Genomic DNA, 14,412 nt, shown 5'->3' on the forward strand with positions numbered 1-14,412 from the left:
AGGCTCCCAGTAGACGACTGGGTTGATAGGCCGGATCTGGAAGCCAGGTAACTGGTGGAGGTGACCGGTACTAATAGGCCGAGGGCTTGTCCTCAGTTGCTCGCGTCCACTGTGTTGGTTCTGAAACCACGAACAGCCCCACGTTGCCACAGCGTGGACGGTTGTCAGTTTCATAGTGTTTCGGTGGTCATAGCGTGAGGGAAACGCCCGGTTACATTCCGAACCCGGAAGCTAAGCCTCACAGCGCCGATGGTACTGCAGGGGGGACCCTGTGGGAGAGTAGGACGCCGCCGAACTCCTTTTACAGCTCCGGCTCTTGGGCACTGCCCAGGGGCCGGAGCTTTTTTGCGTTGGGGTAGGGTCGGGGAGCATCGTTTCGCTCGTTACAGCACAGGAGGCCCCCGGGTGGAGGTCCAGGAGACCCGTGTCCAGACGGACCGGGTGCTCACCATCCCCAACATCCTCAGCATGGCTCGGCTCGCCGGCGTCCCGCTCTTCCTGTGGCTCATCCTCAGGCCGGAGTTCGGCGGCCCCAAGAGCGACGGCTGGGCCCTTCTTGTGCTCGCTCTGAGCGGGATCAGCGACTACCTGGACGGAAAGCTCGCCAGGCGCTGGAACCAGATCAGCAACCTCGGCCGGCTGCTCGACCCCGCGGCCGACCGGCTGTACGTTCTCACGACGCTGCTGGGCCTCACCTGGCGTGAGATCCTCCCGCTCTGGCTGACCGCCCTTCTGCTCGCACGAGAGCTCGTTCTGCTGGTGATGGTCGGCATCCTGCGGCGCCACGGCTATCCGCCGCCCCAGGTGAACTTCCTGGGGAAGGCCGCCACCTTCAACCTGATGTACGCCTTCCCGCTCCTGCTGCTCAGCGACGGAAACGGATGGATCGCGTCACTGGCCGCTGTTTTCGGATGGGCGTTCGCAGGTTGGGGTACAACCCTCTATTGGTGGGCAGGAGTGCTCTACGTGGTACAAGTCCGCCGCCTCGTCCGCGCGGATGCCACGGCCGATTGAGCCCCCTGATTGTCCGGACATAGTGGTCCGATGGCCCGCCGCGCCGAAGTGCGGGACAATCTGGACGGGTGAAGTCGGCTAGACCGTCGTCTCTTTAGGAGGACGCTTCCGACATGAAGGCCGTCGTGATGGCCGGTGGCGAAGGCACTCGCCTTCGCCCTATGACCTCCAGCATGCCCAAGCCGCTCCTGCCTGTGGCCAACCGCCCGATCATGGAGCATGTGCTGAGGCTGCTCAAAAGGCATGGGCTCAACGAGACCGTTGTCACCGTGCAGTTCCTGGCATCGCTCGTCAAGAACTACTTCGGCGACGGCGAAGAGCTCGGAATGGAGCTCACATATGCCAACGAGGAGAAGCCCCTCGGTACCGCCGGAAGCGTCAAGAACGCCGAAGAGGCGTTGAAGGACGACGCCTTCCTCGTCATCTCCGGTGACGCCCTCACGGACTTCGACCTCACCGACCTGATCAATTTCCACAAGGAGAAGGGCGCGCTGGTCACCGTTTGTCTGACCCGGGTGCCCAATCCGCTGGAGTTCGGCATCACCATCGTCGACGAGGAAGGCAAGGTCGAGCGTTTCCTCGAGAAGCCGACCTGGGGGCAGGTCTTCTCCGACACGGTGAACACGGGCATCTACGTCATGGAGCCCGAGGTCTTCGACTACGTCGAGGCCGACGTCTCCGTCGACTGGTCCGGCGATGTCTTCCCGCAGCTCATGAAGGAAGGCAAGCCGATCTACGGCTATGTCGCCGAGGGCTACTGGGAGGACGTCGGCACCCACGAGAGCTACGTCAAGGCGCAGGCCGACGTCCTCGAGGGCAAGGTCAACGTCGACCTCGACGGATTCGAGATCTCCCCGGGCGTCTGGGTGGCCGAGGGAGCCGAGGTGCATCCCGACGCGGTGCTCCGCGGTCCGCTCTACATCGGCGACTACGCCAAGGTGGAGGCCGGCGCGGAAATCCGCGAGCACACCGTCGTCGGCTCCAATGTCGTCGTCAAGAGCGGTGCCTTCCTGCACCGGGCCGTCGTGCACGACAACGTGTACGTCGGTCAGCACAGCAATCTGCGCGGCTGTGTCGTCGGCAAGAACACCGACATCATGCGGGCCGCCCGGATCGAGGACGGCGCGGTCATCGGTGACGAGTGCCTGATCGGTGAAGAATCGATCGTTCAGGGCAATGTGCGGGTCTACCCGTTCAAGACCATCGAGGCCGGCGCCTTCGTCAACACCTCGGTGATCTGGGAGTCCAGAGGACAGGCCAACCTGTTCGGCGCCCGCGGTGTCTCGGGCATCCTCAACGTGGAGATCACGCCCGAGCTGGCCGTACGGCTCGCCGGTGCCTACGCGACCACGTTGAAGAAGGGCTCCACGGTCACCACGGCCCGTGACCACTCCCGAGGCGCCCGCGCACTCAAGCGGGCGGTGATCTCCGCCCTGCAGGCCAGCGCCATCGACGTACGGGACCTGGAGAACGTCCCCCTGCCCGTGGCCCGGCAGCAGACCGCGCGCGGAAGCGCCGGCGGCATCATGATCCGGACCTCGCCGGGTGTGCCGGACTCCGTCGACATCATGTTCTTCGACGGGCAGGGCGCGGACCTCTCGCAGGGCGGCCAGCGCAAGCTGGACCGTGTGTTCGCACGGCAGGAGTACCGCCGGGCGTTCCCCGGTGAGATCGGCGACCTGTACTTCCCGGCCAGCGTCTTCGACTCGTACACGGGGTCGCTGCTGCGGAACGTCGACACCACGGGCATAGCGGAATCGGGCCTCAAGGTCGTGGTGGACGCGTCCAACGGCAGCGCCGGCCTGGTGCTGCCCAGCCTCCTCGGCAAGCTCGGCGTGGACTCGCTGACGATCAACCCCGGTCTCGACGAGTCCCGGCCCACCGAGACCGAGGAGATGCGGCGCAAGGGCCTGGTGCGCCTCGGTGAGATCGTGGCGTCGTCCGGGGCCGCGTTCGGTGTGCGGTTCGACCCCGTCGGCGAGCGGTTGTCGCTGGTGGACGAGAAGGGCCGGATCATCGAGGACGACCGGGCGCTGCTCGTCATGCTGGACCTGGTGGCCGCGGAGCGGCGCAGCGGCCGGGTGGCGCTGCCGGTGACCACGACCAGGATCGCCGAACAGGTGGCCGCCTACCACGGCACCCAGGTCGAGTGGACCACCACCTCTCCCGACGACCTCACGCGCGTGGGACGCGAGGAGGGCACCATCTTCGGTGGGGACGGCAAGGCCGGCTTCATCGTCCCGGAGTTCAGCAGCGTCTACGACGGCACGGCGGCCTTCGTACGGCTGATCGGGCTGGTGGCCCGTACGCAGCTCACGCTGAGCCAGATCGACGCGCGGATTCCGCGGGCGCACGTCCTCAAGCGGGACCTGGCGACCCCGTGGGCAGTCAAGGGCCTCGTCATGCGACGGGTCGTCGAGGCGGCCGGGGACCGGTCCGTCGACACGACCGACGGTGTGCGGGTCGTGGAGACCGACGGGCGCTGGGTGATGGTGCTGCCCGACCCGGCCGAGGCCGTCACCCATCTGTGGGCCGAGGGGCCGGACGACGCCTCGGCGCAGGCCCTGCTGGACGAGTGGGCGGCCGTGGTGGACAGCGCCGGGCGGTAGTGCCGGCGGCTCCGGACGGCGAAAGCGGTCGCACGCGAGCGTGCCGGACCGGTGTCCCCGAGGGGGCCTGTCCGGCACGCCGGTGGGGCCATTCGGAGGTACTGCTCGCGACATGCGACGATGTGCGGCATGCCGCAGCAATCCCCCGTTCGGAGCAGCCTCCCGCGGTCGTCGCGCCCGGACGCGTCCATGTCGCTGATCACCAACGTCATGGACCACAGCCTCGACGACGGCTACGCGGAGGCCGCCGCCCGGCGGGCGGCGCAGGGTGAGGCCGGAGGGCTGCCGAAGACGCTCAGGGCGAAGCTGGGCCTGGCCGCGGGTCTGGTCCTCGCGGCCCTGGTGGTCACCGTGGGAGCGGCGCAGGCGAGGATCGCGGCGCCCGTGGTGGCCAAGGAACGCCAGGAGCTGATCGACCGCATCGACCGGGAGACCGCGGACGCGGACCGGCTCGAGAGCGATGTCGACAAATTGCGCGACGATGTCGACACGCGCCGGCGGGAGGCACTGCGCCACAGCGGCGGAGGCTCCGAGGCCGACGTGGTGGGCGTGCTGTCGGGCGCGACCGCGGTGCACGGCCCCGGCATCAAGCTCGTGGTGAACGACGCCAAGGAGGCCAGCGCCGGCGGCGACGGCTCCAATCCGCGCGAGACCTCCGGTTTCTCCGACACCGGCCGGGTGCGTGACCGGGACATGCAGCGGGTGGTGAACGGACTGTGGGCCTCCGGGGCCGAGGCCGTCTCCATCAACGGGCAGCGGCTGACGGCCCTGTCCGCGATCCGGGCCGCCGGTGACGCGATACTGGTCGACAACAGGCCGCTGGTGCCGCCGTACACGGTGCTGGCGGTGGGGGACGGGCAGCGGCTGAGCACCAGGTTCCAGGACAGCGCCGACGGGCTGTATCTGCACGCCCTGGAGGAGAACTTCGGCATCCGGGCCACCATCTCCACCGAGGGGGACGTCCGCCTGCCCTCCGCGCCGAGTGTGATCGTACGCACAGCACAGCCGAACGACGAGAAGACTGAGAAGGGCACATCGTGATCGCCGTACTGGGCCTCATCGTGGGAGTCGTGGCCGGCCTGTTGGTCCGGCCGGAGGTTCCGGCGGTCGTCGAGCCTTATCTGCCGATCGCCGTCGTGGCCGCGCTGGACGCGGTGTTCGGCGGTCTGCGGGCCATGCTCGACGGCATCTTCGACGACAAGGTCTTCGTGGTGTCGTTCCTGTCCAACGTGGTCGTGGCCGCGCTGATCGTCTTCCTGGGCGACAAGCTGGGCGTCGGGGCGCAGTTGTCCACCGGTGTCGTGGTCGTCCTCGGTATCCGTATCTTCTCCAACGCCGCGGCGATCCGGCGACACGTCTTCCGGGCTTGAGAGCGATGAGCAACCAGGACGAGCGGCCGGAGAACAGGCTGCGCAAGGAACTGCCCGACGAGGTCCCGGCCCCGGCCGCCGAGCCGGAGCGAACCCCCGTCGGGCCGGAGCGGACGCCTGCGGGGCCGCGGCCGACTCCCGCCGAAGGGACCGAAGGAGCGGAGGGCGCCGAGCCCCCGCTCACCGGCCGGCAGCGGCTGCTCAAGGGGGTGTGGCCGCCGCGCGTCACCCGGGCCCAACTCATCGTCGCCGTGCTGCTGTTCGGCCTCGGCTTCGGGCTGGCCGTGCAGGTGGCGTCGAACAGCGACAGCGACAGCGCGCTGCGCGGGGCACGTCAGGAAGATCTCGTTCGCATCCTCGATGAACTGGACGACCGGACTCAGCGTCTTGAGGACGAGAAGCAGGGACTCGACAAACAGCGCCAGGAGCTGCAGAGCAGCTCCGACCAGGCCGCTGAGGCGCGCAGGCAGACGGCCGAGAAGGAGAAGCAACTCGGCATTCTGGCGGGCACCGTGGCGGCGCAGGGTCCCGGCATCACGATGACGATCGAGGACACGAAGGGGACGGTCAAGGCGGACATGCTGCTCGACGCGATCCAGGAGCTGCGCGCGGCCGGTGCCGAGGCTATTCAGGTCAACGGCGTACGCGTGGTCGCGAGCACCTACTTCACCGACTCCGGCAAGAGCGTGAGTGTCGACGGGAACAAGATCAACGCACCGTATCGTTTCCAGGTCATCGGCAAGTCACAGGATCTTGAACCGGCTCTGAACATTCCGGGAGGCGTGGTGCAGACTCTGGAGAAGGAGCAGGCCACGGTGACCGTCGAGCGGTCCGGCAAGATCGTCGTGGACGCCTTGCGACAGGTGAAGCGGCCTGACTACGCTCGGTCGTCCTCCCAGTGAACCGGCGGTGCATGGGGGACGTCCGGCAGGGGCATGAGGTTGCGGGGGGTCGGCGCACCGAAGAAGTGGCGCGTGGTGGAAACTGTCTGGTGGATACGGACGTTGTGAGGATGTCCGGGTCGACCGGTGTAGGCAATCAGGGTTCGTCCTGCCCCACGGGCGGGTCTGTTTCGGTCAAGGGGAATCGCCCGTGAAGTTGTTTGCGAAGTTGTTCGGCAAGAGCGCGCGAGAAGGCAGCGACAACGCGACCGCTCGCCATCGCGCACAGCCTGACGCAGAGGGCCAGCGCCCGCTGTTCCGTGACCAGGTCGCTGGTCCGGGCGGTGACATTTCCGGAGGCCAGGGCGCGGCGTCTGTTGACCCTGCCCAGTCCGGCGGCATAGGTTTCGGGCAACCGTCAACCTCAAGTGCGGGTGGAGGGTTTGCCTCCGACCCCTATGCGTCCAACGCCCCCGCGGGGCAACCGCGGCAGGAGGATCCGTCCATGTCCGTCCTGGTGTGTACGAGGTGCGGTAACCGCAACGCGGAGAACGCCCGCTTCTGCTCCAACTGTGGTGCGCCGCTGCGGCCCGGTGTGGCGCCGGAGCGTGCCTCGGAGACCACGTCCACCATCTCCATCTCCGGCATCGAGGCCTACGACGCCGAGGTGACCGGGCAGACGCAGGTGCCGATGCTCTCGCCCGAGGCGCAGGCCGCGGTCGACGCGCTGCCGCTGGGCTCGGCGCTGCTGGTGGTGCGCCGGGGGCCGAACTCGGGCAGCCGCTTCCTGCTGGACAGCGATCTGACCACGGCCGGCCGGCACCCGCAGAGCGACATCTTCCTGGACGACGTCACGGTCTCCCGCCGGCACGTGGAGTTCCGGCGCTCCCCGGACGGCTCGTTCACGGTGGCCGACGTGGGCAGCCTGAACGGCACGTACGTCAACCGCGAGCGGATCGACCAGGTGCCTCTGTCGAACGGCGACGAGGTGCAGATCGGCAAGTACCGGCTGGTCTTCTACGCGAGCCGGCAGGGCATCTGACCCCCTGGATTCCGTCCGGGGGAACCCAGGGGAAGGTCCATGCTGCACACACCGAGCGGCGGTGCCCGAAGCGGTACCGCCGCCACGGACGGACTGATGAGCATCGGCACGGTGCTGAACGCGCTGCGTGACGAGTTCCCCGAGGTCACCATCTCCAAGATCCGCTTCCTGGAGTCCGAGGGGCTCATCGAGCCGCAGCGGACTCCGTCGGGATACCGGAAGTTCGGCCCCGGGGACGTCGACCGCCTCGCGCACGTCCTGAGGATGCAGCGGGATCACTACCTGCCGCTCAAGGTGATCCGCGAGCACCTGGACGCCATGGAGCGCGGTGAGGCCGTGCAGCTGCCCGTGGTCGGGCGCCAGCGCACCGGGGACGAGCCGCCGGAGCCGTCCGAACGGCCCACGGTGGCCCGGGTCGGGCGTGCCGAACTGCTGGCGGCGGCGGGCATCGGTGAGGACGACCTCGCGGAGTGGCAGTCGTACGGGCTCATCGCTCCACTGGAGGACGGTGTCTACGACGTGGCGGCCGTCACCGTGGCCTCGCTCGTCGCCGAGCTGGGCCGGTTCGGCATCGAGCCGCGCCATCTGCGGGTGATGAAGGCCGCCGCCGACCGGGAGGCGGGCCTGGTTGACCAGGTCGTGGCCCCCCTGAAGCGCCACCGCAACCCGCAGACCAGGACTCACGCCGAGGCCCGCGCGAAGGAGCTGGCGGCGCTCACGATGCGGCTGCACGCGGCGCTGGTGCAGACCGCTCTCGGCGTGCGTCTGCCCTGAACGGCGGGGAGCCCCGGGCGGCCGGATCGGGCACCTGTTCCCGGCCCGACTACCCAAAGGTCCCGGGCACGGCCTAGGGTTGCTGTGTGAACGAGCTCGATGTCGTAGGTGTCCGGGTCGAAATGCCCTCCAACCAACCGATCGTGCTCCTGCGCGAAGTGGGGGGCGACCGCTACCTCCCCATCTGGATCGGGCCGGGGGAGGCGACGGCGATCGCCTTCGCCCAGCAGGGCATGGCCCCCGCGCGACCGCTGACCCACGACCTGTTCAAGGACGTGCTGGAGGCCGTCGGCCAGGAGCTGACCGAAGTGCGCATCACGGATCTGCGTGAGGGCGTCTTCTACGCGGAGCTGGTCTTCGCCAGCGGGGTCGAGGTGAGCGCGCGTCCCTCCGACGCCATAGCGCTGGCCCTGCGTACCGGGACGCCGATCTACGGCAGTGACACGGTGCTGGACGACGCCGGCATCGCGATCCCGGACGAGCAGGAGGACGAGGTGGAGAAGTTCCGCGAGTTCCTCGACCAGATCTCGCCGGAGGACTTCGGCACCAGCAGCCAGTGAGGTGCGGCGGTTCGGCGGCGGTGAGGTGCGAGCCGGTTCCCGGCGCCGCGGCAATTGCCACCGGCCATCCAGAGCGTCATGCGGTCTTCCGCGAGAGCATTCGGCTAGCCTTTCCCCGCGGTGGGGCACGAGAAACCACTCTTAGGGTGATTATCACCCGGCGTGGCGAGTGTGGCGATCGTTGACGCACCCCTGGTGACTGCCTACCGTCGAGAAGGCAGTTCAAGGACGGAGGTCGGCGTGAGAACGAGCGGCGACGGTACGGCTGGGGGTGCCCCCGGACGCGGTTTCGGGGAGAGCGGTCCGTACCCTCCCCCGAGTTCCCAGCCGCGTTCCAGCGGGCAGTACGCATATCCCGGCGGCGCGGTCGACCACGCCCCACAGCGGCCGACGGCGGTGCCGAACGGCGGAGGGGTGGCGTCCATGGCGTCCGAGGAGATCGGCTACCGGGGTCCCACGGCCTGTGCGGCCGCCGGCATCACCTACCGGCAACTGGACTACTGGGCCCGCACCGGACTGGTCGAGCCGAGCGTGCGGCCCGCCTACGGGTCGGGCACCCAGCGCCTCTACAGCTTCCGGGACGTGGTCGTCCTGAAGATCGTCAAGCGGTTCCTGGACACCGGGGTCTCGCTGCAGAACATCCGCACGGCCGTGCGGCACCTGCGGGAACGCGGCTTCCAGGACCTGGAGCGCATGACCCTCATGAGCGATGGCGCCACGGTGTACGAGTGCACCTCGCCGGACGAGGTGCACGCCCTGCTCCAGGGCGGCCAGGGCATCTTCGGGATCGCCGTCGGGGTGGTCTGGCGGGACGTGGAGAGCGCGCTCTCCCAGCTGCACGGCGAGCGGGTCGACACGGGGGAGACCCTGGTCGGGCACAACCCGGCGGACGAGCTGGCACGGCGGCGCAACCGGGCCGTCTGAGCACGCCCCACCGGATCCCACGGGCCGTGCGCCCGGGTTGTCAGTGGTGTGGTGCAGCATCGGAGATGTGAGAAACGCGCCCACGATCCTGCATCTCGACATGGATGCCTTCTACGCCTCGGTGGAGCAGGCGTCCAAGCCGAGCCTGCGGGGCAAGGCCGTGATCGTGGGCGGACTCGGACCGCGCGGTGTGGTGGCCACCGCGTCGTACGAGGCCCGGGTGTTCGGGGTGCACTCGGCGATGCCGATGGCCCAGGCGCGCCGACTGGCGCCGAACGCCGCGTACCTGGTGCCGCGCTTCAACGTCTACCGGTCCGTGAGCGAGCAGGTGATGACGCTGCTGCGGGAGCTGTCGCCGCTGGTGGAGCCGCTGAGCCTGGACGAGGCGTTCGTCGACCTCGAGGCCCTGGAGGCGGCCTGGGACGCGGACTCGGCGCGGCGGGTGGGGACGAAGCTGCGCACCGACATACGGGTGGTCACCGGGCTGACGGGGTCGGTGGGACTCGCGGCCTCCAAGATGCTCGCGAAGATCGCTTCGGAGGAGGCCAAACCCGACGGACTCGTCCTCGTCGAACCCGGCACCGAGCGGGCGCTGCTCGGGCCGATGCCGGTGCGGACCCTGCCCGGGGTGGGGCCGGCGACCGGGGACCATCTGCGGCGGGCCGGGATCACCACGGTCGAGGAGCTGGCCGAGGCCGGCGAGGACGAACTCGTACGGCTGCTCGGCAAGGCGCACGGGCACGCGCTGTACGCGATGGCGCTGGCGCGCGACGACCGGCCCGTGGTCGCCGAGCGGGAGGCCAAGTCGGTGTCGGTCGAGGACACCTACGACGTGGACATCCACGACCGGCTGCGGGTCGGTCTCGAGGTGGGGCGGCTCGCCGACCGGTGCGTGCGGCGGCTGCGCGGGGCCGGGCTGTCGGGGCGGACCATCGTGCTGAAGGTCCGCAGGTACGACTTCTCGACGCTGACCCGGTCCGAGACCCTCAGAGGGCCCACGGACGACCCCGCGGTGATCCGGGAGGCGGCCGAGCGGCTGCTGGACTCCGTGGACACCACGGGCGGGGTGCGGCTGCTCGGTGTGGGCGTCACCGGGCTCGCCGACTACACCCAGGAGGACCTGTTCGCGCAGGCGGCACAGCCCTCGCGGGAGGCATCGGTGCCGGAGGAGGCCGTGGCCGAGACCGTGCCGGAGCGGCCGGAGCCCGTCGAGCGGCAGTGGCGGGCCGGGCAGGACGTGCGGCACGCCGCGTGGGGCCACGGCTGGGTGCAGGGCAGTGGCCTGGGCCGGGTGACCGTGCGCTTCGAGACGCCCCAGTCGGAGCCGGGGCGGGTGCGGACCTTCGGCGTCGAGGATCCCGAACTGGAACCGGCGGATCCGCTGCCGCTGGTGCTGGGCACGGATCCGCTGCCGCGGGTACCGGACGCGGATCCGCCGCCGCGTCTGTCTGGTGCTGTCGACGCCGATCTGTAATAGGTGCCTGTGGTCTGTGTGTGTGGGCTCCGTCGTGGTCGTTCGGGCGGTCCTCCGCGCCCCACGGGGCCGGCGGCGGAGCGGGCTCAGGGTTCCTCGGTGCCCGCGAGCTTGCCGAAGTCGTGGTCCGCGAACGGGGAGGGCGCCGCCACGTCCAGGCCGTAGTGGTGGTAGAGCTGGAGTTCCTGTTCGGGGGAGAGATGGCGGCCGACACCGAAGTCGGGCGCGTCCTTGATGAGCGCACGGTCGAAGGGAACCCGCAGGGCGCCCTCGACGATCTCGCTGGGCTCCAGGGGTACGAAGGCGTCCCGGGAGAAGAGACCGGTCCGTATGGCCGCCCACTCCGGCACTCCGGTGGCGTCGTCGAGGTACACCTCGTCAATGGTGCCGATCTTGGTGCCGGTGCGGTCGAACGCCTTGCGGCCGATCAGGTTGCGCGGATCGATGTCGGTCTGCACGGTCCCTCTCCCTCCACGTGGTCGCAACTCATCCGTAAGCACTACGAAAGAGCACAATCAGGGCGGCGGCCACTCGAAGGCCCGGGCGTTGACCTCGCTGGTAGGCTGACAGCGGCTGCTGACCCCGTGCGGGAGAGTCCTCCGATCACCTCGGAGGCGCCGAAGGAGCAAATCCTCCCCGGAATCTCTCAGGCCCACGTACCGCACGGACGAGGTCACTCTGGAAAGCAGGGCGGATGTCGACGGCGTCCGCCCTCACCGACGGTGAAAGCCGGCGCCCCCGGGCCGCCGGTGAAGCTCTCAGGTCGAGATGACAGAGGGGGAGGCCGTCGGGGTATCCGTACCGGGGTGCCCCTCGAAGGTCGTGTCAGACCAGGAGGCCTCCGCAATGACCGCCCATCGCACCCCGCTCTCCGAGCTCGAAGCGGGTATTCCCTTCGAGCAGCGCCACATCGGGCCCGACCAGGAGGCGCGGGCCAAGATGCTCGCGCACGTCGGCTACGGCTCGCTCGACGAGCTGACCGCCGCCGCGGTCCCGGATGTGATCAAGAACGCCGACGCCCTGGACCTGCCGGGCGCCCGCACCGAGGCCGAGGTGCTCGCCGAGCTGCGCTCGCTCGCCGACCGCAACCAGGTCCTCGGCTCCATGATCGGCCTCGGCTACCACGGCACCTTCACCCCGCCGGTCGTCCTGCGCAACGTCATGGAGAACCCCGCCTGGTACACCGCCTACACGCCGTACCAGCCGGAGATCTCCCAGGGCCGGCTGGAGGCCCTGCTGAACTTCCAGACCATGGTCGCCGAGCTCACCGGGCTGCCGACGTCCGGCGCCTCCCTGCTCGACGAGGGCACGGCCGCCGCCGAGGCCATGGCGCTGTCGCGGCGCATGGGCCGGAACAAGAAGGGTCTGTTCCTGGTCGACGCTGACGCCCTGCCGCAGACCGTCGCCGTCATCGAGACGCGCGCCGAGCCGACCGGTGTCGAGGTCGTCGTCGCCGACCTCTCCGAGGGCATCCCCGCGGAGATCGCCGAGCGCGAGATCAACGGTGTGCTGGTCCAGTACCCGGGCGCCTCCGGTGCCGTCCGCGACATCAAGCCGCTCATCGACCAGGCGCACGAGCTGGGCGCCCTCGTCACGGTCGGGGCCGATCTGCTCGCGCTCACCCTGCTGACCTCGCCGGGCGAGCTGGGCGCGGACATCGCCGTCGGCACCACCCAGCGCTTCGGCGTGCCGATGGGCTTCGGCGGGCCGCACGCGGGCTACATGGCGGTGCACGAGAAGTTCGCGCGCAGCCTGCCCGGCCGTCTCGTCGGTGTGTCCGTCGACGCCGACGGGCACAAGGCCTACCGCCTGGCGCTGCAGACCCGCGAGCAGCACATCCGCCGGGAGAAGGCCACCAGCAACATCTGCACCGCCCAGGTGCTGCTCGCCGTGATGGCCGGCATGTACGCCGTCTACCACGGCCCCGAGGGACTGCGGACCATCGCCCGCCGCACCCACCGCTACGCCACGATCCTCGCCGAGGGCCTGAAGGCGGGCGGGATCGAGATCGTCCACGGCGCCTACTTCGACACCCTCACCGCGCGCGTGCCCGGCCGGGCCGCCGAGGTCGTGGCCGCCGCCCGGGCGGGCGGCGTCAACCTGCGTCTCGTCGACGCCGACCTCGTCTCGCTGGCCTGCGACGAGACCACCAACCGGGCCCAGGTGGAGGCGGTCTTCGCCGCCTTCGGCGTCGACGGCGACATCGAGGCGCTGGACGCGGCGGCCGGTGAGGCCCTGCCCGAGGCCCTGCTGCGCACCGACGACTACCTCACCCACCCGGTCTTCCACGAGCACCGCTCCGAGACCGCGATGCTGCGCTACCTGCGCCGGCTCGCCGACCGCGACTACGCGCTCGACCGCGGCATGATCCCGCTGGGCTCCTGCACCATGAAGCTCAACGCGACCACCGAGATGGAGCCGGTCACCTGGCCCGAGTTCGGCCGGCTGCACCCCTTCGCGCCCGCCGAGCAGGCCGAGGGCTACCTCACGCTCATCCACGAGCTGGAGGACCGCCTGGCCGAGGTCACCGGCTACGACAAGGTGTCCCTCCAGCCCAACGCCGGTTCCCAGGGCGAGCTCGCGGGCCTGCTGGCCGTGCGCGGCTACCACCGGGCCAACGGCGACGAGCAGCGCATCGTGTGCCTGATCCCGTCCTCCGCGCACGGCACCAACGCCGCCAGCGCCGTGATGGCGGGCATGAAGGTCGTCGTCGTCAAGACCGCCGAGGACGGCGAGATCGACGTCGCCGACCTGCGGGCCAAGATCGAGCAGCACCGCGCCGAGCTGGCGGTGCTGATGATCACCTACCCGTCGACGCACGGTGTCTTCGAGGAGCACGTCGCCGACATCTGCGCCCAGGTCCACGACGCCGGCGGCCAGGTGTACGTCGACGGTGCCAACCTCAATGCGCTGGTCGGTCTCGCCAAGCCGGGTCACTTCGGCGGCGACGTCTCGCACCTGAACCTGCACAAGACCTTCTGCATTCCGCACGGCGGCGGCGGTCCCGGCGTCGGCCCGGTGGCCGTCCGCTCGCACCTGGCGCCGTACCTGCCGAACCACCCGCTGCAGCCGGCGGCCGGCCCCGAGACCGGCGTGGGCCCGATCTCCGCCGCGCCGTGGGGCAGCGCGGGCATCCTGCCGATCTCGTGGGCGTACGTCCGTCTGATGGGCGGCGAGGGGCTCAAGCGCGCCACCCAGGTCGCCGTGCTCTCCGCCAACTACGTCGCCAAGCGCCTCGAGCCGCACTACCCGGTGCTCTACAACGGCCCCGGCGGCCTGGTGGCGCACGAGTGCATCATCGACCTGCGCCCGCTGACCAAGGCGACCGGTGTGAGCGTGGACGACGTCGCGAAGCGGCTCATCGACTACGGCTTCCACGCGCCGACCATGTCCTTCCCGGTGGCCGGCACGCTGATGATCGAGCCGACCGAGTCCGAGGACCTGGCAGAGCTGGACCGGTTCTGCGACGCGATGATCGCCATCCGCGCGGAGATCGAGAAGGTCGGCTCCGGAGTGTGGCCGGCGGAGGACAACCCGCTGCGCAACGCGCCGCACACCGCGCGGGCGCTCGGCGCGGACTGGGACCACGCCTACAGCCGCGAGGAGGCCGTCTTCCCGGGCGGTGTCTCGGTCGCGGACAAGTACTGGCCGCCGGTGCGCCGCATCGACCAGGCCTTCGGCGACCGCAACCTGGTGTGCTCCTGCCCGCCGCTGGACGCGTACGAGGACTGAGCCAGCCGTACGTGTGAGCCCCGCCCGTGGAC

Annotated in this window: 12 protein-coding genes, 2 rRNA genes and 1 riboswitch; of the genes, 13 read left to right on the forward strand and 1 reads right to left on the reverse strand. The window is 69.8% G+C overall.

Annotated features, from left to right (window positions below; genetic code table 11):
- The 12 genes from ABZ478_RS14905 to ABZ478_RS14960 all read left to right on the forward strand — a co-directional run.
- Positions 1-94, forward strand: a 23S ribosomal RNA gene (locus ABZ478_RS14905); the annotation flags it as partial.
- 85 nt (positions 95-179) lie between these two features.
- Positions 180-296, forward strand: a 5S ribosomal RNA gene (gene rrf, locus ABZ478_RS14910).
- A 109-nt stretch (positions 297-405) separates the two neighbouring features.
- Entirely contained in the window at positions 406-1,014 is a 609-nt protein-coding gene (locus ABZ478_RS14915; RefSeq protein ID WP_359549015.1) for a CDP-alcohol phosphatidyltransferase family protein, read from the forward strand.
- A gap of 113 nt (positions 1,015-1,127) precedes the next feature.
- Complete coding sequence (locus ABZ478_RS14920) at positions 1,128-3,623, forward strand: mannose-1-phosphate guanyltransferase (RefSeq protein WP_359549017.1); 2,496 nt, start codon at positions 1,128-1,130, stop codon at positions 3,621-3,623.
- A 120-nt stretch (positions 3,624-3,743) separates the two neighbouring features.
- Positions 3,744-4,664 (forward strand): DUF881 domain-containing protein, encoded by a 921-nt coding sequence (locus tag ABZ478_RS14925; RefSeq protein WP_359549020.1) that lies wholly within the window; start codon positions 3,744-3,746, stop codon positions 4,662-4,664.
- A complete protein-coding gene (locus ABZ478_RS14930) occupies positions 4,661-4,993 on the forward strand; it encodes a small basic family protein (RefSeq protein WP_006134295.1) in 333 nt (110 codons plus the stop codon). Before ABZ478_RS14925 ends, ABZ478_RS14930 begins: the two co-directional genes overlap by 4 nt.
- A 5-nt stretch (positions 4,994-4,998) precedes the next feature.
- Complete coding sequence (locus ABZ478_RS14935) at positions 4,999-5,895, forward strand: DUF881 domain-containing protein (protein WP_359549023.1); 897 nt, start codon at positions 4,999-5,001, stop codon at positions 5,893-5,895.
- Between the two features lie 190 nt (positions 5,896-6,085).
- On the forward strand, positions 6,086-6,916 hold the full coding sequence (locus ABZ478_RS14940) for an FHA domain-containing protein (protein WP_359549026.1): 831 nt from the start codon (positions 6,086-6,088) through the stop codon (positions 6,914-6,916).
- 39 nt (positions 6,917-6,955) lie between these two features.
- Positions 6,956-7,690, forward strand: a complete 735-nt coding sequence (locus ABZ478_RS14945; RefSeq protein ID WP_359549028.1) for a MerR family transcriptional regulator — start codon at positions 6,956-6,958, stop codon at positions 7,688-7,690.
- Positions 7,691-7,776: 86 nt separating this feature from the next.
- Entirely contained in the window at positions 7,777-8,250 is a 474-nt protein-coding gene (locus tag ABZ478_RS14950) for a bifunctional nuclease family protein (protein WP_026253112.1), read from the forward strand.
- A gap of 240 nt (positions 8,251-8,490) precedes the next feature.
- On the forward strand, positions 8,491-9,174 hold the full coding sequence (locus ABZ478_RS14955) for a MerR family transcriptional regulator (RefSeq protein ID WP_358929861.1): 684 nt from the start codon (positions 8,491-8,493) through the stop codon (positions 9,172-9,174).
- 67 nt (positions 9,175-9,241) lie between these two features.
- On the forward strand, positions 9,242-10,648 hold the full coding sequence (locus ABZ478_RS14960) for a DNA polymerase IV (protein WP_359549031.1): 1,407 nt from the start codon (positions 9,242-9,244) through the stop codon (positions 10,646-10,648).
- A gap of 86 nt (positions 10,649-10,734) precedes the next feature.
- Here ABZ478_RS14960 and ABZ478_RS14965 read toward each other — a convergent pair whose 3' ends face one another.
- Entirely contained in the window at positions 10,735-11,106 is a 372-nt protein-coding gene (locus ABZ478_RS14965) for a PRC-barrel domain-containing protein (protein ID WP_358929865.1), read from the reverse strand.
- A 119-nt stretch (positions 11,107-11,225) separates the two neighbouring features.
- A riboswitch (glycine riboswitch) is annotated at positions 11,226-11,320 on the forward strand.
- 174 nt (positions 11,321-11,494) lie between these two features.
- On the opposite strand from ABZ478_RS14965, the gene gcvP reads away from it, so the two are divergent.
- Positions 11,495-14,380 (forward strand): aminomethyl-transferring glycine dehydrogenase, encoded by a 2,886-nt coding sequence (gene gcvP, locus ABZ478_RS14970; RefSeq protein WP_359549032.1) that lies wholly within the window; start codon positions 11,495-11,497, stop codon positions 14,378-14,380.
- The last annotated feature ends 32 nt before the right edge of the window (positions 14,381-14,412 follow it).

The sequence above is a fragment of the Streptomyces sp. NPDC005706 genome, assembly GCF_040631045.1.
In the GTDB taxonomy this organism is placed as follows: domain Bacteria; phylum Actinomycetota; class Actinomycetes; order Streptomycetales; family Streptomycetaceae; genus Streptomyces.

Coding starts and splice junctions, on each gene's coding strand:
- ABZ478_RS14945 (WP_359549028.1), top strand. CDS start 6,956: ATGCTGCACACACCGAGCGGCGGTGCCCGAAGCGGTACCGCCGCCACG.
- ABZ478_RS14920 (WP_359549017.1), top strand. CDS start 1,128: ATGAAGGCCGTCGTGATGGCCGGTGGCGAAGGCACTCGCCTTCGCCCT.
- ABZ478_RS14935 (WP_359549023.1), top strand. CDS start 4,999: ATGAGCAACCAGGACGAGCGGCCGGAGAACAGGCTGCGCAAGGAACTG.
- gcvP (WP_359549032.1), top strand. CDS start 11,495: ATGACCGCCCATCGCACCCCGCTCTCCGAGCTCGAAGCGGGTATTCCC.
- ABZ478_RS14925 (WP_359549020.1), top strand. CDS start 3,744: ATGTGCGGCATGCCGCAGCAATCCCCCGTTCGGAGCAGCCTCCCGCGG.